Origin of the sequence: Streptomyces sp. NPDC088252, from assembly GCF_044740965.1 — a bacterium.
In the GTDB taxonomy this organism is placed as follows: Bacteria; Actinomycetota; Actinomycetes; order Streptomycetales; family Streptomycetaceae; genus Streptomyces.
The window spans coordinates 12,810-30,013 of record NZ_JBIURS010000012.1 but is presented as its reverse complement, the minus strand read 5'-3'; the positions used below and the strand labels follow the sequence as shown (position 1 = coordinate 30,013).

The window sequence follows — 17,204 nt, the reverse complement described above, 5'->3', positions numbered from 1 at the left end:
CCGGGCCCTCACCCCGGACAAACGGCTCGCCCCCGAAGGGAGTTGACCCTACGCTTCTCGTAACGGGACCGCGCAGTCCCGCAGTTTGCGGGAGCCGTGGCAGAGCGGCCCATGGCAATCGGCGTGCGAAAGGTCCTCCGCATGCCGACTGAGGTCGACGACAGCCAGGCACGCCTCACGCCTGTCTGCATGCCGAACGGCCCAGCGGTGTCGGCCGATTCGGCCGGTGAGCACGCGGCCGTCCATGAAGGCCGGCTCCTTGGCCGGCTCCTTCTCCCGGACGCTGGGTAGTCCGGTCCCGTCGTCACGGAGCAGGTGCAGGACCCCGTCCTCGTCCTCGGCACGTCTCGGAAACGGTCCTCGCCGAGGGAACCTCACTGGCCCACCCTGCCGTCGACGCACTCGCGCAGCAGGTCGGCGTGCCCGCAGTGACGGGCATACTCGTCGATCCTGTGAACCATCAGCTCCCGCACCGCAATGCGGTCCTTCCCCAGGCGCTCGCCCAGATCCGGGTGCTCGGCCAGCGCGGCATCGGTCGCGGCCTGCTCGCGCTCCAGGTCGGAGTACGCGGTGTCGACCTCGGCCTGATCGGCGACGGCGCCGTCGAAGTCCGCGTCGCGCTTGCCGTACAGCTTCGGCAGCGGATCACCGTCGCTGATCCAGTTGCGCCAGTCCCGTTCCACTTCGGCGAGGTGCCGAACCAGGCCCAGCAACGACATCGTCGACGGCGGAACCGACCGACGGGCCAGTTGCTCCGCGTCCAGGCCCTGGCACTTCATCCGCAGGGTCATGCGGTAGTTCGTCAGGAAGTCCTGCAGCGTCGCCAACTCGCCGTCCGAACCAACTCCTTCGTTGTGGCGGGGGTCGTCGTCCGGGTCGACCCACATGTCGGGGTAGACGGTTGCCGGGCTCCAGCGTGCGGGTGTGTCGCTCATGCGTGTCATGTTGGTCCGCGAGGGACCGAGTTGGCCAGTGCGTTTCCCACTGGTGTGCGTACATCGAGCAGGTCCGGCTCGTCCCCGGCCATGCGTCCGCCGTCATCACGCCGCGGATCCGCGCCCACCCGTGCCCGTACGCAGAAGACCGCACTCGGTCCGTCATGGACGCCGTGTTCGGCGGCCCGCGGACCGGGTGCGGTCGGGTGGGCGATTCGACCCACGAAAGTGAAGGTCGGGCGGCCCGAGCCAGGATCAGGCCTTCTTGGTCTCCCAGAAGATCCTGTCGATCCGGCGGGATGCTAGCCGGGTGGGGTGCCGACCTGGAGATATGGCGCTGACCTGCGGTTGCTTGCTCCGCGTATCTCGCAACATCTCGCAGTATCTAGCAGAGCAATGCAACGACTCCTCTTGATCATCTCCCAAATCGTCTCCCACGTCTCCCAGGCCCGGTTCGGGACGCAAAGAGACCGCCCGTCCGCCGGGGGTGCTCGGCGAACAGACGGTCGTCTGAGTAGGTGTTACAAAAAGCGACACACCTGTCGCTGACAAGAAATCATGCAGGTCACACGTTTGTCGAGTGCCCCGAGACCTGCCCGAGCGAATCCACCACCAGCGCCAGATACTCGGGATCCGGATCAGAGACCTCCGCGACAATGCACTGCTCACGCAGGAGGTTCTCGCAGAGATGACCGGTATCAATCGCCGGACACTTCAGAGGATCGAGCGCGGGACCAGTGACCCCCGATACGGCGACCTCGTCCTCATCGCCGACGCGCTCGGTGTACCGCTCGCAGACCTCGTCCGCGAATGAGCCCCGGCAGGCCGATGCGGGCGGCCTGCCGGGGCAGGCTTGAGGGCCGGGGCTACCCGCGGTTGTCGTCGCGTCCCGTGGGCAGTGTCGTGTGGCCCTCGTTCCAGTGGTTCACCCAGCCGCACAGTGGGCACGCGTACCGGCCGTCGATGCCGTGCACCTCGTGGCCGCAGCGTCGACAGTCCGTGCGGGTGATCTCGCCGCTCGTCGCAGCGGGCTTAGGCGCTCGTTCGGGGTGCCGGGTCATGCTCGGAGGCTACCCCCGGCGGTGCCGGAGCAGGCACGGCTCCGGACTGCCAACCGCAGTTCCCGCACAGCCACCCGCCTGTGGGGGTTTGCTGAGTACCCGCGCCGCAACTTGGACAGTTCATGTTGCCCTCCCAATGCGTAGCCGCTGTTCCACCCGCAGTTTTGCGAGCAGAACCACTGGCCGAGGTTGTCTTCGTACGTGAAAGCGCCGCAGTTGGGGCAGTTCACTTCTGGCCCTTCTCGGTCGGCGCTGTTACGGGTAGCACCTCTCCTTGTTCGGGATCCGGCTGCCAGATCAGGGTGATCCCGTGCTCCTCGCAGTAGGCCCCTCTGGCGTCCTCGATGGCGAAGTCATGCTCGCCCTGCGGGCAGTGGGTCATCGGCGGGCCTCCCGCCAGACCCGGCCGAGCCGGACAGCCGTGGGACACGTGGCCCCGGCGCGGCAGGTGGCGCAGACCGTGGTGTGGCCGATCCAGGTGCGGTACGCGGCATCCGGCGCGGCGGCCGGCTTCGTGGGGGCGGTCATGCCGAGCCCGCAGCGCTGGAGGCCGGGACAGCGAGGAGATACGCGATGCGAGCGGCGCACTGCCTCTCGTGCCCCTGCTCGCCAATCTCGTACTCGAAGCTCGTGACGTAACGCCCATCGATGGCGACAATCTCCTCGGTGAGCATCCCGTGCAGCGGGTTGCTCGCGTGGAGACGCAGCTCGGGTTCGAGGGTGGCGACCTGCAGCCCATGGCTCCGCAGGTGGCCCGCTAGTTTTTGCAGGTCGGTGGCGTCCATGTACTGACGGTCTCAGCCGGGACGGAGCGGCGGGATATGACAACCTATGACACGGAGTTGATCATGCGGACAGTGGCGATTACAGGAACCCGGAACACGGGACATCGCCCGCTTGCCGAGTACGGCCAGCTGTTCGCCAACTACCTCGGCCCTTTCGCGCAGGGTCACTTCTACATCGGCGGTGCAATGGGCATCGACTCACTTGCCCTGCTCTGGCTCGCGGGTCAGGCGGATGCGAGTATCACGATTGTGACTCCGGGCACGGTGGACCAGCAGCCAGCTGAAGCGCGGCAGGCCATCGCTCGAACGAGGGACCGCATCACGGAGATTGTGGAGCTCGGAGCGGCCGAGCTGCGGACCCCGGCATACCACGCACGCAACCGGTGGATGGTCGATCGCACGTCGATGACCATCGGATTCCCTCACACCGCGGAGCCGTCGACCGGAACGTGGCAGACGATCACCTACACGGCAGAGCAGGGAAAGCCGAGGCTGATCGTGCCCGTATAGACCCCGTGCCAGCATGTCCTGCGCCACTATTGCCAGATGGGCACCAGGGCCGCGGGGGCGGCGAAGCTGAAGCGGCTACGGACACGGCGCGGGCTGTCCCTCGCCGACGTCGCACGCGCGCTTTCCCAGCTTGCCGAGGACCTGCACCATCCGCGTCTGCCGACAGTAGCGAGCGTGCAACGGTCCGTCGCCCGGTGGGAGTCCGCGGCACCGACGCTGCCAGACGAGCGGTACCAGCTGCTTCTCACCCACTTCTACGCCCGGACCCCGGCCGGGCAGATGTCCGTCGGCGCGGGCAGCGACCTTGCCGAGCTCCTGGGTGCCCTGCTCGACCTCGGCGAGAGTGAGACCCGCATCGCTGCCCTGCGCACCGCGCTCGTTCGTACCGCGACGGACAGCGGCGGCATGCTTGCTTTGCTGGCTCCCGAAGCGCAGGGTGGGCTGTCGGCGGCGCTATCCGACCCGTCCCGGGCGGATGAGGAGATCGCTGCCGGACTTGCCGCGGCCGTCTCCGACGTTAACGCGCAGGTGGGGGCCGTGCCGATGGTCCGCTTACAGCTTCTACTCGCGCCTGTGGTCGAGGCGTGCCGTCAACTCCAAGCCGGGGCGCTGCCTGAACCGGTGGCTGGGCAGGTGCGGGCCGTGGCTGTCGCCGCCTGCACCCTGGCCGGGCGGCTAGCTTTCGAGACCCGCGACGATGACGCCTCCCGTTCCCTGTACGCCGCAGCCACCACCCAGGCGGGACAGCTCGGAGATCCGTGGCGGCGCGCGTCCGTACACATGAGCCACGCCCTCGTCACCCTGTACTCGTCGCCCGACCTCGCGGACGCCCGACTGCTCGTCGACCAGGCCGTGCGCGCTGCACGCACTGGGGACAGCACCCGCGTCCGGGCACGAGCGCACGCGTTGCAAGCGGAAGTCGCCGCGCGGGCCGGGATGGAGCGTCAGGCACGGGCGGCGCTCGGCCTGGCCTGGTACGACATCGAAGACCAGGCCGACGGGGACCCGTCGGGCAGCAGCTTCAGCAGCGGGCACTTGCGCGGGTTCGAGGGTGTGTGTGAGCTGTACGTAGGCGATCCCGCACGAGCGCACGACCGGTTCGCAGCATCGGCGGCTGCCCTGGCCGCGCCCCGGGAGCAGGTGCAGCGGGCAATCGTGACGACGGACCAGGCGCTCGCCCGGATCCGCATGGGCGACCCCCGGGCAGCGACCGACCTCCTGCATGAATGCGTGCTTGCCGCCGCAACCACCGGCGGCCGGGTGCCGGCCATTCGCCTGCGCCGCGCACGGGCCGAGCTCCGCCCGTGGAGGCGAGAGGATTTCGTCGCCGATCTCGACGACCACCTCATGGACGTGCTGGGAGCTTGACCCCAGACACGACGAAACCGCCCCCTGCCCGGCCGTAGCCGGAACAGGGGGCGAGGTTGTGAAGCTGGCCTCGCCGACGGGGGTACGGCGGGACCATGGCCAGTGTGGCAGAGAGGCCGCTCACGGGTCCACGTCCGCGGTGAGCTGCTGGGTTCGGACATCCACGCGATCCACCGCGTCCCGGAGTGAGCCGCCCGAGTTCGGGTGCAGTTCGTGTTCCACAGACCCGAGGCGCTCCTCGATCCCATCCAGCCGAGCCATCACACCCGGCCGGCCCGGAACGCCAGGCCGACCAGGTACGCCATTCCAGTCGTCGACGAACTCGTCGACCCTAGTGACGATGCGACGGACACCGCGCGTCATACGCCACAGCAGGCCGAGTCCGGCAGCTATGGCCGCAGCGGCTACTGACCAGATGACCGCCACGTCCACGGCCACGACTCCGGTGGTGCTCTCGCTCATTCGACGTCCCCGTATCTGCTGCGCGAGGTGTGCCGGGCCTGGTACCCGGCCAGCCACGTCAGCCCGGCCGGAACGAGCGCGAGGAGCGGCGCCTGGAGCCACGACGGCAGCGGGCCGAGCAGGCTGGAGTCCGCGGCCACCGCGTTCAGTACGGCGATCGCGAGACCGGCCAGGAATGTGGCGGCGGCCGACGCCTTCACCTTCGCTTCGACAGGTGCAGCCATGGTCACTTCTCCTTCTTGAGTGCGGTGACATCCGCGCGGAGCTGACGGACCTCGTCGAGGATGTGGGCGAGGAAGTAGCCGGCGCCGTGCTCGACGCGGCCGGACGCCGTCCCCTTCGCAGTCGTGCCGATCTCCCCAATGGAGAGGAGGTTGGTGTGCAGGGCGGTGACCTTGCTGTCCGTGCTCGCCGCAGGCTTCTCCTTCGGCGGGGCGGTGGGTGCGGGTGCGCCGGGCGACCACGACGCGGAGTGCTTCAGCCGCTCGGCCACGTCGGCGCGCAGCTGCTGCATGCTGAAGCCGCGGGGGTCGACCTTGTCGCTTGACCACTCCAGGTGGCCGATCACAGACTTCGCCGACCAGCCATGCGCCCGGCACAGAGCCGCCTGGACACGCACGATCGCGTCGTACTGCGCCTTGGGCCAGGGGTCCTTGCCGTCGCCGAGGTTCTCGCACTCCCACCCGTAGAACCTGCTGTTGCCGTCGACCCCATCGCTGTTGCCGCGGGTCGGCGGAGTCGGCCGGGTGCCGTACGACTCGGCTATGACCTGCTCCAACACCTTGGGGTCGCCGCCGCCGGCGTGGTTGGTGCGGCCCCAGCCGACCATGTGTACGGTGCCGTCCTTCGCGATCATGCCGTGGCACAGCGGGCCCGGCAGGGACGCGTAGCCGTCGCGGACCATGGCGACGGTGGACGAGGTGCCCTTGGTGACGGTGTGGTGGACGATGCTGCCGTTGAGCGGGCCCCATGGGCCCTTCTGGTTGCGGTTGCGGTTGCGCCAGTCGCCGACTTCGACAGTGCGGACGCCCTCGGCGCGGAGGGCTGCGAGGACCGCAGCGGCGGACAGTGGTGTCGCCATGGTGTTCCTTTCAGAGAAGTCGGGCGTAGCGCGGGGCCATGCCGATGGCACCGCCGCCGCCGAATTTGCCGCCCGTTGTCGCGCCGGACGTGCGGCGGACCTGGATCTGGACCTTGAGTTCGGTGAGGGCCCGGTACGGGGTGAGGTCAATGACCTGTGCCGCGAACTGGTAGCTGAAGGTGGCGGGGACGCTCCCAGCCATGACGATGTCGGCCTCCGCGAGCACGACCTGCCACGCCCCGCCCGTGTTCGTGGTGCCGACCTGGTCGCCGATGGCCACCAGCCCCAGCGATAGCGATGCTGTGCGCGGAGCGAGGATCGTCTCCCACACCGACGTAAAGCTGGTCGCGTCCGTGTACGGCATTGTCTGCATCGACGTCGGGTAGAACGGCAGCTCATCCCGCTCCCAGCCGGTCCGGCGAAGCTGCGCGACCTGCTCTTCCAGTACGGCCAAGCGCTGAAGGAAGTCCGGGGTCGTGGAGTACTGGGCCACGTCACACCGCCACGCAGGTGAGACGCACGCGCTCGGGACCGGCCGCTGCGGTGTTCTCAATGCCGATGATGCGGAGCACACCCTGGCGGCCGGCTGGCGTGATCGGCTCGGGGTCGATGATGAAGAGCGCTTCGTCGCCGACGGAGTAGCTACCGAATGCGGGGTCGGTGTCGGCGCTGACTTCGAACGTGGGCTGCACTTGCGCCTGTCCGCGCGCGGTCAGCTCAGCGTTGGCAAGGCCGTTGAGCTGTGCCTGCTCGATGACCCCGTCGTATGTGGTCACGGCCTCCAGGAGCGGCCAGCCGGAGGCCAGACGATCCGCGTCTTGTACGACGGTGCTCACCTTGGCCTCACCGGTTCCGGCACCGAGTGCGCTCACCTCGGTAGCGGAGGCGGTGCCGTCCTCGGGCCAGTCGTACGACAGGATCGACGCACCCTGCCCGCCCTTCACGAACACGAGCCCGGACTCGTCGGCGGTCCGACCCCTGCGCGGGTACCAGGTACGAACCTTCCGGTATCGGGTGGGCGCCTGGTTGTTGGCCGAGGATGTCCAGCCGACATCGCACCCGAAGTCGAATCCGTTGTCGGCGGCGGCGAGTTCGGTGAACGCCTTGTAGATCTCGGGCCGCTCGAACCCGTAGTACGTCGCCTGCCGAACGATGCCGTGCGCGGGTGCGGTGAGCGCGTCGACGTTGATTCGCGGGTTGCCGCCCGTCTGTGCGTTGGCATACGTGAGCAGTGACCATGCGATGTACTTCTGATCCGTGTACAGGCGCTGCCCGCCGGGTACATAGGCGGTGTTCAGGATCGCGCTGGTGTCCGTGCTGAGCGTCGTCTTCACGTACCGGCGCTGGTAGTAGGACAGGAACTCGGCGGCCTGGATCTCCTTGCTGCGGGCCCCATTCGGCTGGCGGGTCCAGACGATGCCGCCCCACACGATCACCCCGTCCCGGTCGACGTAGACCGCGGTCCTTCCCGGCGTCGTCGCGGTCTCGGGGTCCAGCGGGATTGTCTCGTCCGCGTATGGCACCGTGGCGGTAAGCGTCCCGATGCCATTGAGGATGGTGGAGTACGTGACCCCGGAAAGCGGCAGCTCGGCCAGGACGGTGTCGGTCATGAGGTCGCAGAACAGGTACGTATACGTGTGCTCGGGATCCGGGCCCGCCGCGGTCGCGAGAGTTGAGAAGCCCAGAGTGGCCGTCGTCATGCGATCGGCTCCACGATCAGCTGCCCATCCGTGACAGACGTGGCCCCAGAGGCGTACGACGACACGTTGTACTGCGGGGTGAAGGTGACGGTAACGCCGGGCGTGAGACCGGATCGGACGACAGTGCGGCTGGCGTACACCCGGGAGCCCATGGTGCTGACAGCGTTTGCTGACGTAGACGACTCGGTGAGACCGCCCGACGACCGCCACCGAGCCCATGCGGTTGAGGTGCCGGAATTTGTGTTCACGACGGCCGCCCCAATGGTGATCCGCAGCATGCCGGACGGAGGAACCGTCACCGTGATCGGCGGCCACTGTCCACTCGTGAAGTCCGTGAAGGAACCGGTGACGGGGGAGCTGGGGAAGCTCACCTGGTCGGACATCGACGGACGGATCTGCTCTCGTACCTGGCGCTTCCCTCCGGCCTGGAGCCCGACCTCGAACAGGTCCGTGTCCACCTGGTACAGCACCTGCCCTGGATGCGGGCGGGGCGGAGCACCAGACGCCGACGTGGGGAGCACGCCGCCGAGCCCGACACTGTACTGCCGAACATCGCTGATGCTGCCCGCACCGATCGAGGTGACCGACGCGCCAACCGCGATATCTGCAAGGATCTGGGCGTTCGGCGGCAGGCTCGGCCGGACTGCGGCGCCGGCCGACGCGGCGTAGGTGCCCTGGATTACCTCCAGTCGCCATTCCGATGCCGATCCGGCGGTCTCGGCGTCGTAGACGCTCGCGATCACACAGTCTTTCCGGTACTGCCCGGTGCCGCCCGCAGGCTGGATGGGCAGGGTGACGTCGGAGTCGTTGATGCAGACGTACGTGCCGGAGCCGCCCGCGTCGTGGTTGTCGACGTAGGCCATGCCCGCGGACACGATGACGGTCATGTTCGGTGTCGGTGCCGCCCGCACCTTCAGCTGCTGGTTGGTGTAGCTCGGCCTGACGCCTTGCCGGATGCGGAGCGGAGTGGACTCGTCAACGAGGAATCCGGGGTAGCTCAGCATGGAGGCGATGACGAGCCGGTCCGTGCGGGCCGGGTAGCTGCCGGCCTGCATCCATGCCGGGGGGTTGATCAGTGCCATGGGTGGGTCCTTCCTTCTACAGGCTCGTGTCGCGCCATGTGACGGTGAGCAGGGACGATTGGCCGGGCGCGCCCGGAAGCGCTGAGCCCCGGTAGGCGAGTTCGTTGGAGCCGGGCTGGAGCAGTGGCCATGTGGACCCGGCGCGCACCCAGGAGCGGCGCGGGCTGGACCCCATGAGGAGCACGGCCCGGGTACGGGTGTCGATGATCAGGTACTCGCCGGCCTGGATCGTGGCGTCCAAGGTGAGGCCGCCGCCGGTGGTGACCTGCTCGATGCTGGGGTTGGCTACGGGGCCGTCGACGCGGAGCACCGGGTACGCGGGGCTTGCGCCTCCGTTGACGGCGGTGAGTCGGCCGGAGGTGCCCGCGCTGCCGTACGTGCGGTTGGCGCCTGTCGGGCGGGACGACACCGAGGCGTTCGGGATGCCCTCCCAGATGCCACCAGTCGACCCGTCGAAGTACGTTGTGAGGGCCGTGCCGCCGACCTGTGCGAGCGCGGCGTCCGCCCACCACGTGGCGGCGCCTGCCGCCGAGGCGGTGGCGACCGCGGCCACCCGGTCGCAGGTTTGCCCGGCGGCCACGGTGTACGAGCCGGAGACGCGCGCCCACGTTCCCGGGGTGGCCTGGGCGAGGACGGGCGTCGTGTTCAGGTTGGTGGTCTGGTTGCGCCACCAGAGTTCCAGCGCAGCGATTCCCGTCGCCGGGATCTTCACCCACACGCCGAACCGCACCGTCTGCCCGGCCGCGACCGGTTCGATGTTCCACGACGTGCCGCCCTGGGCAGAGGCCGTACTGATGGCGTGCTGCACGCTGTACTGGCCCACGTACGACTCAGCGGACACGCGCGACCGCATGCTGTTGGTACCGAAACCAGTCGTCTCGGTAGTGAAGGTCTCCTCGAAGCTGGGGTTCAGCACAAGGTTCCGCACCGCAGGGCCGACCCCGGCGTAGGCCAGCGGATACGTCCGGCCGGCCGCCGGGGAGTACGCGGCTGTACTCGCGGTCTGCTCGTTGAGCCCGTACAGGTACGGGTCGGCGCAGTAGATTTCCAGCGCTGCGGTGCCCAGGCGCCACAGGTACTCGGCGTCGTACGGCACGTTCCGGCGGCGCACCTTGCCGTACACCAGAATGCCTTGGTCGAGGAGCTGGAACGGGGCGGGCTGGCGCTGCGGCTGTGTTGCATCCCGCAGTGCCAGGGTGAGGGCCCGCAGGTCGTCCGGGGACTGGCCGCGTATGCCGAGCCTGATCTGCACGACGCGCGGCCCGGTGAAATCCGGTCCGGTGTAGTCGCCGTGCTGGTCAGGCCGGGCCACGTCCTCGGCTCGGATGTCGGGCATGTCGTCGATGCCCTCGATCGCGGTGACCACGTACGGGGTGCCGGGGCCGAAAGTGAGCGGCCCCCACTGGATGCGGCCGAGCTGCTGCTGGGGCATCAGCGCCTCCCTACGAGGCCGCGCCACGACAGGGCACGGAGGATGTCATCGGGCCGGGTCTCTGTGCCGTAGAGGTTGAACGTGTTGTGCGTGTCGCCGCCGCCTGTGGCGCCTGCGTAGGCGGTGGTGAGCTGACCAGGAGCCGGGATCGTCCGCATTGCGCGACCGGCGACATCGGCGGCGCCGACCGCGGCGTTGGCCATGGACGCGGATGCGGCGGCCACGGCAGCACGGGACCGGAGCATGCCCTCGCGGAGACCGTCTCCGGAAAGCTGCCCGATCCCCATGAACACCCGCGACGGGGACTTGATTTTGAGGGCCTTCTTCATCGCCTTGACCATCGCCGTCGCGATCCGCTCCATCTGCTTTTCGATGGCGCCCTGCTGCCGCTTCAGCCCATCCACCAAGCCCTGCGCGGCCTTCACGCCGGAGTCGTACAGTGCGCTCGCCACAGACGTGCCGGTCGACGAGGCGGCTTTAGCAAGCTGCGCCTGGAGGTCGTTGATGCGCTTCAGCTCGGCCGGAGTTGCTCGGGCCAGCGCCTCGGCGGTCGCCGCGCCGCCTTCCACACCCGCGTTCGCGATGTCGCCGAGCAGATCGGACCGCAGCCCGGCCTTCTTCAGCTTGGCCAAGTTCGCAGCGAAGTCCTGCGTCTTCTTCACAGCGAGCTGGAGCCCGACCGTGATCGCGGAGACGCTGTTCACCACGTTGTTGCCGGTGGTGATGTTCGCGTCGCCGAGGATCCCGTCACGGATGTCCGCCGCGGCCTTTGAGCGCTCCTTGATGGCGTCATCAAGGCGCTTCTGAGCGGCCTTGAGCCGGGCCGCTGCCGAGTCGCGTTGCTTGGCCAGGGCGATCAGCCGCTTGTTGTCGCTGTTCACACGGCGTAGCAGCCCGTCGAGGCCGCCGACTTTCTTGCGGTTGCCCTTGTTGATCGTGATCGCGCGCTCGATCGTGTTCGTGATCGAGGTGAGCTTCGACTTCAAAGATGCCGTGGACGCGTCGATCCCTGCGACGAGTCCCTTGATGATGGACTTACCCGCCGGGGTCAGCAGAGTCGCGTCCTTGCGCTTCGGGCCCTTCCAGTTCGGGATCATGTCCGTCAGCCCGGACAGCACACTCTGCACCGACGGAATCGCCGACCGAATCCCGTCGACCAGGCCCTGCACAATCGACCGCCCGATCCCGGTCAGAATCGACCCGGCCGACGGAATGGCACCGCGGATCCGGCTGGGCAGGTCACGGAAGTAGCCGAGAGCCTCGGCGATCCGTTGGCGGATGGAGTCCACGAGCCGGTGTCCGGCGTCCAGCGCATACTGACCGACCGCAGCAGCGAAGCGCGCGAGGAGCGGCCCGACCTGGTCAGCCATTCCCTTGATGGCCTTGAGCGCGTCCTCTTTGAAGTTGGACACGATCGTCGTGGCGTGCTTCACGGCGCCGCTGAAGTCGCCCTGGAGGACGGCCACGACAAACTGAATGGCCGGAACAACGTATCGGGACAGGATGTCCACCAGCGCGCTGAACCCGGTCGTGATCAGCATGACGAGGCCGCCGACGACCGGCAGGATGATCGGCAGCAGCTTCTCAGCGAGCGCTACTTGGAGCTCCAGCACCTTGGCGATCAGGGGCGCCATCTGGATCCACAGAGCAGCGATCTTCGTTGACAGGTCCACGAACCCCGGGGTCAGCCGGGCAAGCATCTCCGTGAGCTGTGGCCCGGCGTCCTGCGCCAACTGGACAAAGGGCGGCAGGATCTGCGCGAGGATCGGGGCCAGTGATTCCAGGATCGGTACCAGCTGAGCCGACAGGTTGGTCGCGATCTGCTGAATGACCGGGGCCAGCGCCACGAAGACCTGCGACAGGGCATCGAAGAGTGGGACCAGTGCAGGCAACAGGGCAGCAATGAGAGTGCCCGCCACGTCGACCAGGGGCAGCAGCGACACCACCAGATTGCCGAACGCTCTGGCGAGCGAGGCAAGAACCGGCCCAAGTGCGGTCATGACCCGGCTGAGCGCATCCCCAAGGACCCGCACGAGCTGCTGCGCGGGGCCGGCCAACGCTTCGACGACCGGGCCGAGGACACCCAGGGCCTGGCCGAGGAGCGGCGCCACGGTGGAGGCGACGACGCCCATCGTCTGTGACAGGGCCAGAAGCGCCCGCTGGAATCCGGGAGTGGCGGTCGCACTTCTCAGCGCGCCGGTGATCTTCTCCAGTGTCCCGAAGAGGCCGTCCCCGCCCTGGCTGACCGCCTTGAACATGTTGCCGAAGATGGCGCCGACGTTGCCTACCACCCGGCCGAGTTGTGCGAGGAGGTCGATGGCGCCGTTGATCGCCTTCTCCATGCCGCCGGACTCGAAGGCTTTGGCGATTTTCGCGGACAGCCGGTCCAAGGCGGTCCCGCCTGCCTTCGAGACCCGTTTGAATGCAGGCGCCGCGGCGGCACCGATCTGTCCGAGTGCGGTGACGACTTGGCCAGGCGCGCGGCGGAATTCGTTGAGGCCGCTGGTGGCGCCCCTCAGCGCGGTCCCGAGGGTGCCGTCCTTGGCGAGGCCACGGACAGCGGTGAGCACGCCTTTGCCCATCTGGTTGAGCGTTCCGGCGGTGTCGGACAGGGCCCGCTTCAGTACGGGCAGCGCAACCTTTCCGGTCGACGCGAGCTGCTTGTCGAGCCCGGCAAAGACCTTGTCCTGGACGGTCTTCTTGATGGCGTCGAGGGCGGGTTGTGCCTTATGAATTTCCTGCACGAACGCGCGCGCGTTCGGGCTGAGCTTCTTCAGCGCCTCGGCATACGCCTCCGGATCACTGGGGTCCAGTGCGGCCTTCACGGCGTCGCTGACCCCCGACATGGCCAGCTTCAATGTGCCGGCCGCAAGACCGATCGCCAGGACACCCGATACCGCGAGCGCGGCGGCCGGAGCCATCTGCTGCAACGCCGAGGCCACCCCGGCAAGGAGCGGGATCAGACTGCCGACCGCTGCACCAGCCATGGCGAAGGGCGCGGCCAGCCGCCCAAGTCCGCCGATCATTCCGGCGACGCGAGAAAGCCCAGTCGTGAGACGGGTGGTGTCGAGGCTGCGGAGCCGCTGGTTAGCGTCGCGGACGAGGCGGCTGATCTGCCGGTTGGTGAGGGCACGCGCGAACCGCAGGCCCTCGATGAGGCCGGTCAAGTCGAGGCGTACACGCCCGGTCAGGTTCGGGTCATCGGCCATGGGTCACCTCCGTTCAGGTGCGGCGCATCGCAGCGAATCCGAGAAGAGATTCGCCGCCGGCGGGTTCGGCGGCCGACTGTCCGCCCGCCGTTCCTGCGGCGTGGCGGTGCTGATCGGCGAGGGCGAGGAGCTGGGCGAGCGTCAGGTGCCAGAAGGCGTCATCAGAGCGTCCGAGGGTGACGGTGCCGAGGTAGTAGAGCTCGTCCCACGGAAGGTGTCGGGCAGTTCCACGTCGATGACCGGCCCCGCCGGGGCCTGTGCTTCCCCCTGCGGGAAGGCCTCCGCGAACGCGGCCGTCATGGCGTCCACCAGCTGGTCGAAGCCGTTGAAGTCGAGGAGGTCGCCCAGTTCGCGCCGGTCGCTCTGGCGGACGTAGCGGACGGCGGTGACTTCACGCACGTCCCGGCTGGTCTTGCGGCCGTCGGGGGTTTCCTCGCGGACGGTGGTGACGCGCTCGGTGATGTGCGGAACGAACCCACCAGACCCGGTGAGTCCGGCGCCGATCAGTTCGAGCATCGGGCCGATGACGACGCCGGAGAGCCCGCCCTTCCCGTCGATCTTCTCGAAGACGCCGAGAATCGCGTCGATGCCACCATGCCGCTGTTCGAGCAGGGCGAGGGCGCCGAGGCTGTAGCGGAGACGGGCGGTGGTGCCGTCCACAAAGTGGATCTCGCGGCCGAGGGCGGTGAGGGGTGCTGCTGTGGTCACGGTGTCGCTCCGAGGTCAGTGCCGGGTTTCGGCCTGGCGGGTGTTGGAGGGGCCGGGCGGGCGGCGGCGTAGGCGAAGGGTCCGCGCACCCGCCCGGGGATCACGGGGTGGCGGTGGTCGGAATGGGGGCGGCTGTCTCGTGGATCTCAACGTCCACCCACTCGCCCGTGCTGATGAGCGGAACGGCGCGCGCTTCGTTCTCGACGGTCCGGTAGTCCTCCTCCGCCAGGCCCATGCCGGGGAAGGACGACATGACGCACTTGAAGAGGGTGAAGTACACGTCGCCGCCGACGGCGTCACCACCGCTGGTCGGGGTCTTCCCGACGATCTTGTACGGGAGAGGCTTCGCGCCCTGCTTCAGCGACCACTTGCTCTTCTGGGCCGGGGTCGTGCCCGAGTCCGTGACCGTGCTGGTCACGAGCGCCTTCAGCACGTCGAGCGACAACTTGGCGTGCGGGTAGCTGACCGTGACGTTCGAGATCGACGAGTCCGAGTCCAGCAGGCCGTTGTCGCCTCGGAGTTCCTTCACCTCCACGTCGCCGGAGATCTCCATCGACTTGATGCCGGGCACGTCGATGCCCTCCCCATACGACGGAGTACCGCCGGCAGGGTCAGCAAGCAGAGGGAAGATCTTGCAGTCCTCGACTGCGTACAGCTTTGTGACTCGGGAGAGCGGCATGATGTCTGGTCCTTCCTGGTGCCGGGATTCGGCCCGGACGGCTATGGGCGGGAGGGCTGAGGCTGGTCGGGGTCGTCCGAAGGAGGCGGGGACTCCAGTACCGAGCCCTCTACCTGCGCGGCCAGGTCCTCGGTGGCGGTGCCTGCGGCTTGCGGCGGGATGGCGCCGTCGATGAGCCACCAGAAATAGCCGGGGCGGCCGGGGGTGGGGTAGACGATTACGGCGCCGTCGGTGACGCCGGTCGCAGGGTCGATGCGGAGCAGGGTCGCGTCGGGGCGGGTCGGCCAGTAGTCGGGGCCGAGTCCGGCGATGACGTCGTCTCGGGGAAGGTCGAGGATGGCGACGGTGGTCATGCGGGGGTGACCTCCTCGGTCAGGAGTTCGCGGTGGATTTGCACGGTGATGCTGGTGCGGATCCGGTTGTCGCTGATGGGGAACCGATCTATGTCCGTGACGCGGACCGCAGTGACCTTGGTCGGGTGGGCGGGCAGCCCGTGGCCGTGAAGGGCTCGCGCGATTGCCTCTGCCAGCCCGTACCGCTCGACGTTCTTCGCTGTGGCCGCACCTGACTTGATGCGGGCGTTCTGCACGAGGTCGACGGCCACCTTCTCGACGATCGTGATCGGGGCGGTTGGGTCGCCGAAGTCGCCGTTCGCGGTGTCGAGGGTGGTGGACAGTGCCTCGGTAACGACGACGAACGGCGGGGCCTGCCCCTCGCGGGGCCCGTCGCGGAAGACGGGCACCCCGAACTGAAGTCCTTCGAGCCGGGCCTTGATGGCGCCGGACGTGGTCGCGGCCATCAGCGGACCCTCCTGCCGGCGCGGGCCAGCTCCTCGCGCAGCCACCTCTCGGCCATGGCGATGGCCGGTGCGAGGAAGGGGTGCGGGGCTGTGCCGGGGTGGTTGACGTACGCGACGGGGTGCGCCGCTCCGGGCCAGTACAGGGCGGCTTTGGTGCGGGGGTAGATGCGGTGCGGGGCTGTGCCGTGTTCGACGTCTTCGGCGTAGTCGACGTTGGTACCGACGGTGACGGTGTACGTCCGGCCGTGGTCCTCGGCTCGGGACACGATCGAGGAGCGGAGGCGGCCGGTGTCGACCGGGGCTCGACGGCGCGCCTCGTTTTGGACGCGGGTGCCGGTCCGGTCTGCGGCGCGCTTCGACTCGGTGGAGAGACGGCCGACCCATCGGCGGAGGCCGCGCTCGAACTGGCGGGAGTCCATGCTGAAGCTGCCGGAGACCATCAGACACCGCCGATCAGGTTGTAGCCGCGGTTGAGGTAGCCGACGAGGAGGGCGTCTACCTGCGTCGATCCGGTCGACGCCGACGGGGAGACGGGCGTCGTCGACTCGGTGTCGTCCTCGATGCGGACGTTGTTGCCCTCGTCGTCCACGTCGAGCCCCGGTGACTGCTGCGCGTCCGCGTCGGACGGAGCAGCCTGCGCCTGGATGTGCGCGGCAAGCAGGGCGCAGGCCTGGCCGACAAGCAGCGGGACTTCGGCGTATCCGAACTCCCCGACGATGCGGGCCTGCTCCAGGCCCCAGCTCTCGAACAGGCCGCGCCACCCACCGTTGTAGGACTCGGCTCCGGCAATGAGGTCGTCGTAGCCGCCCCAGCGCAGGAGTACGGCGTCGACCTGTCCAAGCACGTCAGACGACGTAAGCCGCCATGCCGACGACGGAAGCGACGGGGCGTCGTCCATGGCGACGACGGGCGTCACAGAGGAGACCGCGCGGACGCGGCGCGGGAGGAGACACGTCCCATCCGGCGCCACGTCTACCACGACCACCAAGGGTGTGGGCTCGAAGAGCTGCTGCGTGTAGGCGGTGATCCGCTCCGTGGCAGCGCTGATCCACGCAGCGACCTCGGCATCAGTGCCGGTGCAGCCTGCGTTCTTCGCCTGTTCCACAGAGCAGTACGCCATGTGTCAGGCCCCGGTGCTCTCGGCCTTGGCCGCGTCGAGCTCGCGGCGCACGCCCTCCGTCACGAGGGCGCCCTTGGCGACGATCTGGCGGGCGTACCCGCCCGGGTGGGCGGATACGACCGGGCCGACCGGGGCACCGGTCCCAGCGGCGTCCAGCGCCCGGAACGCGTCCTCCGGCGCGGTCTGCCCGACCTGCCAGCCGGTGCCAGCCGCGTACTCCCGAGTCCTCACAGCTTCGTTGGGCTGCTCCTCGGTCTTCTTCGCTGCCATGCT

General features: G+C 68.5%; 23 protein-coding genes. 3 read left to right on the top strand and 20 right to left on the bottom strand.

Annotation, left to right across the window (positions count from 1 at the left end; all coding sequences use genetic code 11):
• Positions 1-374 precede the first annotated feature (374 nt).
• A complete protein-coding gene (locus ACIOHC_RS24320; RefSeq protein WP_365692073.1) occupies positions 375-935 on the bottom strand; it encodes a DinB family protein in 561 nt (186 codons plus the stop codon).
• Positions 936-1,515: 580 nt separating this feature from the next.
• On the opposite strand from ACIOHC_RS24320, the gene ACIOHC_RS24315 reads away from it, so the two are divergent.
• Complete coding sequence (locus tag ACIOHC_RS24315) at positions 1,516-1,749, top strand: helix-turn-helix domain-containing protein (RefSeq protein WP_401844007.1); 234 nt, start codon at positions 1,516-1,518, stop codon at positions 1,747-1,749.
• Between the two features lie 52 nt (positions 1,750-1,801).
• On the opposite strand, the gene ACIOHC_RS24310 is transcribed toward ACIOHC_RS24315, so the two are convergent.
• The 4 genes from ACIOHC_RS24310 to ACIOHC_RS24295 form a co-directional block, all read right to left on the bottom strand.
• Positions 1,802-1,996, bottom strand: coding sequence for a hypothetical protein (locus ACIOHC_RS24310; protein ID WP_401844006.1), 195 nt, complete (start codon positions 1,994-1,996; stop codon positions 1,802-1,804).
• 226 nt (positions 1,997-2,222) lie between these two features.
• Positions 2,223-2,378, bottom strand: coding sequence for a hypothetical protein (locus ACIOHC_RS24305; protein WP_401844004.1), 156 nt, complete (start codon positions 2,376-2,378; stop codon positions 2,223-2,225).
• The gene (locus ACIOHC_RS24300; protein WP_401844003.1) at positions 2,375-2,524 is read right to left on the bottom strand and encodes a hypothetical protein; all 150 of its coding nucleotides are present in this window, start codon (positions 2,522-2,524) and stop codon (positions 2,375-2,377) included. Before ACIOHC_RS24300 ends, ACIOHC_RS24305 begins: the two co-directional genes overlap by 4 nt.
• Entirely contained in the window at positions 2,521-2,781 is a 261-nt protein-coding gene (locus ACIOHC_RS24295) for a hypothetical protein (RefSeq protein WP_401844002.1), read from the bottom strand. The genes ACIOHC_RS24300 and ACIOHC_RS24295 overlap by 4 nt, the downstream gene beginning before the upstream one ends.
• Positions 2,782-2,817: 36 nt before the next feature.
• Between ACIOHC_RS24295 and ACIOHC_RS24290 the strand changes: the two genes are divergently transcribed.
• Together ACIOHC_RS24290 and ACIOHC_RS24285 are read left to right on the top strand one after the other, a co-directional pair.
• The gene (locus ACIOHC_RS24290) at positions 2,818-3,291 is read left to right on the top strand and encodes a hypothetical protein (RefSeq protein WP_401844000.1); all 474 of its coding nucleotides are present in this window, start codon (positions 2,818-2,820) and stop codon (positions 3,289-3,291) included.
• 36 nt (positions 3,292-3,327) lie between these two features.
• Positions 3,328-4,659, top strand: a complete 1,332-nt coding sequence (locus ACIOHC_RS24285) for a hypothetical protein (RefSeq protein ID WP_401843997.1) — start codon at positions 3,328-3,330, stop codon at positions 4,657-4,659.
• A gap of 120 nt (positions 4,660-4,779) precedes the next feature.
• Here ACIOHC_RS24285 and ACIOHC_RS24280 read toward each other — a convergent pair whose 3' ends face one another.
• The 15 genes from ACIOHC_RS24280 to ACIOHC_RS24210 all read right to left on the bottom strand — a co-directional run bounded on the left by ACIOHC_RS24280 (position 4,780) and on the right by ACIOHC_RS24210 (position 17,201).
• The gene (locus tag ACIOHC_RS24280) at positions 4,780-5,121 is read right to left on the bottom strand and encodes a hypothetical protein (RefSeq protein WP_401843996.1); all 342 of its coding nucleotides are present in this window, start codon (positions 5,119-5,121) and stop codon (positions 4,780-4,782) included.
• Positions 5,118-5,345, bottom strand: a complete 228-nt coding sequence (locus ACIOHC_RS24275; protein ID WP_401843993.1) for a holin — start codon at positions 5,343-5,345, stop codon at positions 5,118-5,120. The genes ACIOHC_RS24280 and ACIOHC_RS24275 overlap by 4 nt, the downstream gene beginning before the upstream one ends.
• Before the next feature lie 2 nt (positions 5,346-5,347).
• On the bottom strand, positions 5,348-6,202 hold the full coding sequence (locus ACIOHC_RS24270; protein ID WP_401843992.1) for an N-acetylmuramoyl-L-alanine amidase: 855 nt from the start codon (positions 6,200-6,202) through the stop codon (positions 5,348-5,350).
• 10 nt (positions 6,203-6,212) lie between these two features.
• The gene (locus tag ACIOHC_RS24265; RefSeq protein ID WP_401843989.1) at positions 6,213-6,695 is read right to left on the bottom strand and encodes a hypothetical protein; all 483 of its coding nucleotides are present in this window, start codon (positions 6,693-6,695) and stop codon (positions 6,213-6,215) included.
• Position 6,696: 1 nt separating this feature from the next.
• A complete protein-coding gene (locus ACIOHC_RS24260) occupies positions 6,697-7,902 on the bottom strand; it encodes a hypothetical protein (protein WP_401843986.1) in 1,206 nt (401 codons plus the stop codon).
• Positions 7,899-8,984: a hypothetical protein gene (locus ACIOHC_RS24255; RefSeq protein WP_401843985.1), complete on the bottom strand. Its 1,086-nt coding sequence runs from the start codon at positions 8,982-8,984 to the stop codon at positions 7,899-7,901. Before ACIOHC_RS24255 ends, ACIOHC_RS24260 begins: the two co-directional genes overlap by 4 nt.
• Before the next feature lie 16 nt (positions 8,985-9,000).
• Positions 9,001-10,416: a phage distal tail protein gene (locus tag ACIOHC_RS24250; RefSeq protein ID WP_401843984.1), complete on the bottom strand. Its 1,416-nt coding sequence runs from the start codon at positions 10,414-10,416 to the stop codon at positions 9,001-9,003.
• Positions 10,416-13,625, bottom strand: a complete 3,210-nt coding sequence (locus ACIOHC_RS24245; RefSeq protein WP_401843982.1) for a hypothetical protein — start codon at positions 13,623-13,625, stop codon at positions 10,416-10,418. The genes ACIOHC_RS24250 and ACIOHC_RS24245 overlap by 1 nt, the downstream gene beginning before the upstream one ends.
• 141 nt (positions 13,626-13,766) lie before the next feature.
• Positions 13,767-14,333, bottom strand: a complete 567-nt coding sequence (locus ACIOHC_RS24240) for a hypothetical protein (RefSeq protein ID WP_401843979.1) — start codon at positions 14,331-14,333, stop codon at positions 13,767-13,769.
• Positions 14,334-14,433: 100 nt separating this feature from the next.
• Positions 14,434-15,012, bottom strand: a complete 579-nt coding sequence (locus ACIOHC_RS24235; RefSeq protein ID WP_401843976.1) for a phage tail protein — start codon at positions 15,010-15,012, stop codon at positions 14,434-14,436.
• Between the two features lie 41 nt (positions 15,013-15,053).
• A complete protein-coding gene (locus ACIOHC_RS24230) occupies positions 15,054-15,365 on the bottom strand; it encodes a hypothetical protein (RefSeq protein WP_401843973.1) in 312 nt (103 codons plus the stop codon).
• The gene (locus tag ACIOHC_RS24225; protein ID WP_401843972.1) at positions 15,362-15,811 is read right to left on the bottom strand and encodes a hypothetical protein; all 450 of its coding nucleotides are present in this window, start codon (positions 15,809-15,811) and stop codon (positions 15,362-15,364) included. The genes ACIOHC_RS24230 and ACIOHC_RS24225 overlap by 4 nt, the downstream gene beginning before the upstream one ends.
• The gene (locus ACIOHC_RS24220; RefSeq protein WP_401843970.1) at positions 15,811-16,251 is read right to left on the bottom strand and encodes an HK97 gp10 family phage protein; all 441 of its coding nucleotides are present in this window, start codon (positions 16,249-16,251) and stop codon (positions 15,811-15,813) included. Before ACIOHC_RS24220 ends, ACIOHC_RS24225 begins: the two co-directional genes overlap by 1 nt.
• Positions 16,251-16,931: a hypothetical protein gene (locus ACIOHC_RS24215; RefSeq protein WP_401843968.1), complete on the bottom strand. Its 681-nt coding sequence runs from the start codon at positions 16,929-16,931 to the stop codon at positions 16,251-16,253. Before ACIOHC_RS24215 ends, ACIOHC_RS24220 begins: the two co-directional genes overlap by 1 nt.
• 3 nt (positions 16,932-16,934) lie before the next feature.
• On the bottom strand, positions 16,935-17,201 hold the full coding sequence (locus tag ACIOHC_RS24210; protein WP_401843965.1) for a hypothetical protein: 267 nt from the start codon (positions 17,199-17,201) through the stop codon (positions 16,935-16,937).
• Between the last annotated feature and the right edge of the window lie 3 nt (positions 17,202-17,204).

Coding starts and splice junctions, on each gene's coding strand:
- ACIOHC_RS24320 (WP_365692073.1), bottom strand. CDS start 935: ATGAGCGACACACCCGCACGCTGGAGCCCGGCAACCGTCTACCCCGAC.
- ACIOHC_RS24275 (WP_401843993.1), bottom strand. CDS start 5,345: ATGGCTGCACCTGTCGAAGCGAAGGTGAAGGCGTCGGCCGCCGCCACA.
- ACIOHC_RS24280 (WP_401843996.1), bottom strand. CDS start 5,121: ATGAGCGAGAGCACCACCGGAGTCGTGGCCGTGGACGTGGCGGTCATC.
- ACIOHC_RS24305 (WP_401844004.1), bottom strand. CDS start 2,378: ATGACCCACTGCCCGCAGGGCGAGCATGACTTCGCCATCGAGGACGCC.
- ACIOHC_RS24290 (WP_401844000.1), top strand. CDS start 2,818: ATGACAACCTATGACACGGAGTTGATCATGCGGACAGTGGCGATTACA.
- ACIOHC_RS24310 (WP_401844006.1), bottom strand. CDS start 1,996: ATGACCCGGCACCCCGAACGAGCGCCTAAGCCCGCTGCGACGAGCGGC.
- ACIOHC_RS24285 (WP_401843997.1), top strand. CDS start 3,328: ATGGGCACCAGGGCCGCGGGGGCGGCGAAGCTGAAGCGGCTACGGACA.
- ACIOHC_RS24295 (WP_401844002.1), bottom strand. CDS start 2,781: ATGGACGCCACCGACCTGCAAAAACTAGCGGGCCACCTGCGGAGCCAT.
- ACIOHC_RS24255 (WP_401843985.1), bottom strand. CDS start 8,984: ATGGCACTGATCAACCCCCCGGCATGGATGCAGGCCGGCAGCTACCCG.
- ACIOHC_RS24210 (WP_401843965.1), bottom strand. CDS start 17,201: ATGGCAGCGAAGAAGACCGAGGAGCAGCCCAACGAAGCTGTGAGGACT.
- ACIOHC_RS24250 (WP_401843984.1), bottom strand. CDS start 10,416: ATGCCCCAGCAGCAGCTCGGCCGCATCCAGTGGGGGCCGCTCACTTTC.
- ACIOHC_RS24225 (WP_401843972.1), bottom strand. CDS start 15,811: ATGGCCGCGACCACGTCCGGCGCCATCAAGGCCCGGCTCGAAGGACTT.
- ACIOHC_RS24260 (WP_401843986.1), bottom strand. CDS start 7,902: ATGACGACGGCCACTCTGGGCTTCTCAACTCTCGCGACCGCGGCGGGC.
- ACIOHC_RS24215 (WP_401843968.1), bottom strand. CDS start 16,931: ATGGCGTACTGCTCTGTGGAACAGGCGAAGAACGCAGGCTGCACCGGC.
- ACIOHC_RS24300 (WP_401844003.1), bottom strand. CDS start 2,524: ATGACCGCCCCCACGAAGCCGGCCGCCGCGCCGGATGCCGCGTACCGC.
- ACIOHC_RS24235 (WP_401843976.1), bottom strand. CDS start 15,012: ATGCCGCTCTCCCGAGTCACAAAGCTGTACGCAGTCGAGGACTGCAAG.
- ACIOHC_RS24220 (WP_401843970.1), bottom strand. CDS start 16,251: ATGGTCTCCGGCAGCTTCAGCATGGACTCCCGCCAGTTCGAGCGCGGC.
- ACIOHC_RS24245 (WP_401843982.1), bottom strand. CDS start 13,625: ATGGCCGATGACCCGAACCTGACCGGGCGTGTACGCCTCGACTTGACC.
- ACIOHC_RS24230 (WP_401843973.1), bottom strand. CDS start 15,365: ATGACCACCGTCGCCATCCTCGACCTTCCCCGAGACGACGTCATCGCC.
- ACIOHC_RS24270 (WP_401843992.1), bottom strand. CDS start 6,202: ATGGCGACACCACTGTCCGCCGCTGCGGTCCTCGCAGCCCTCCGCGCC.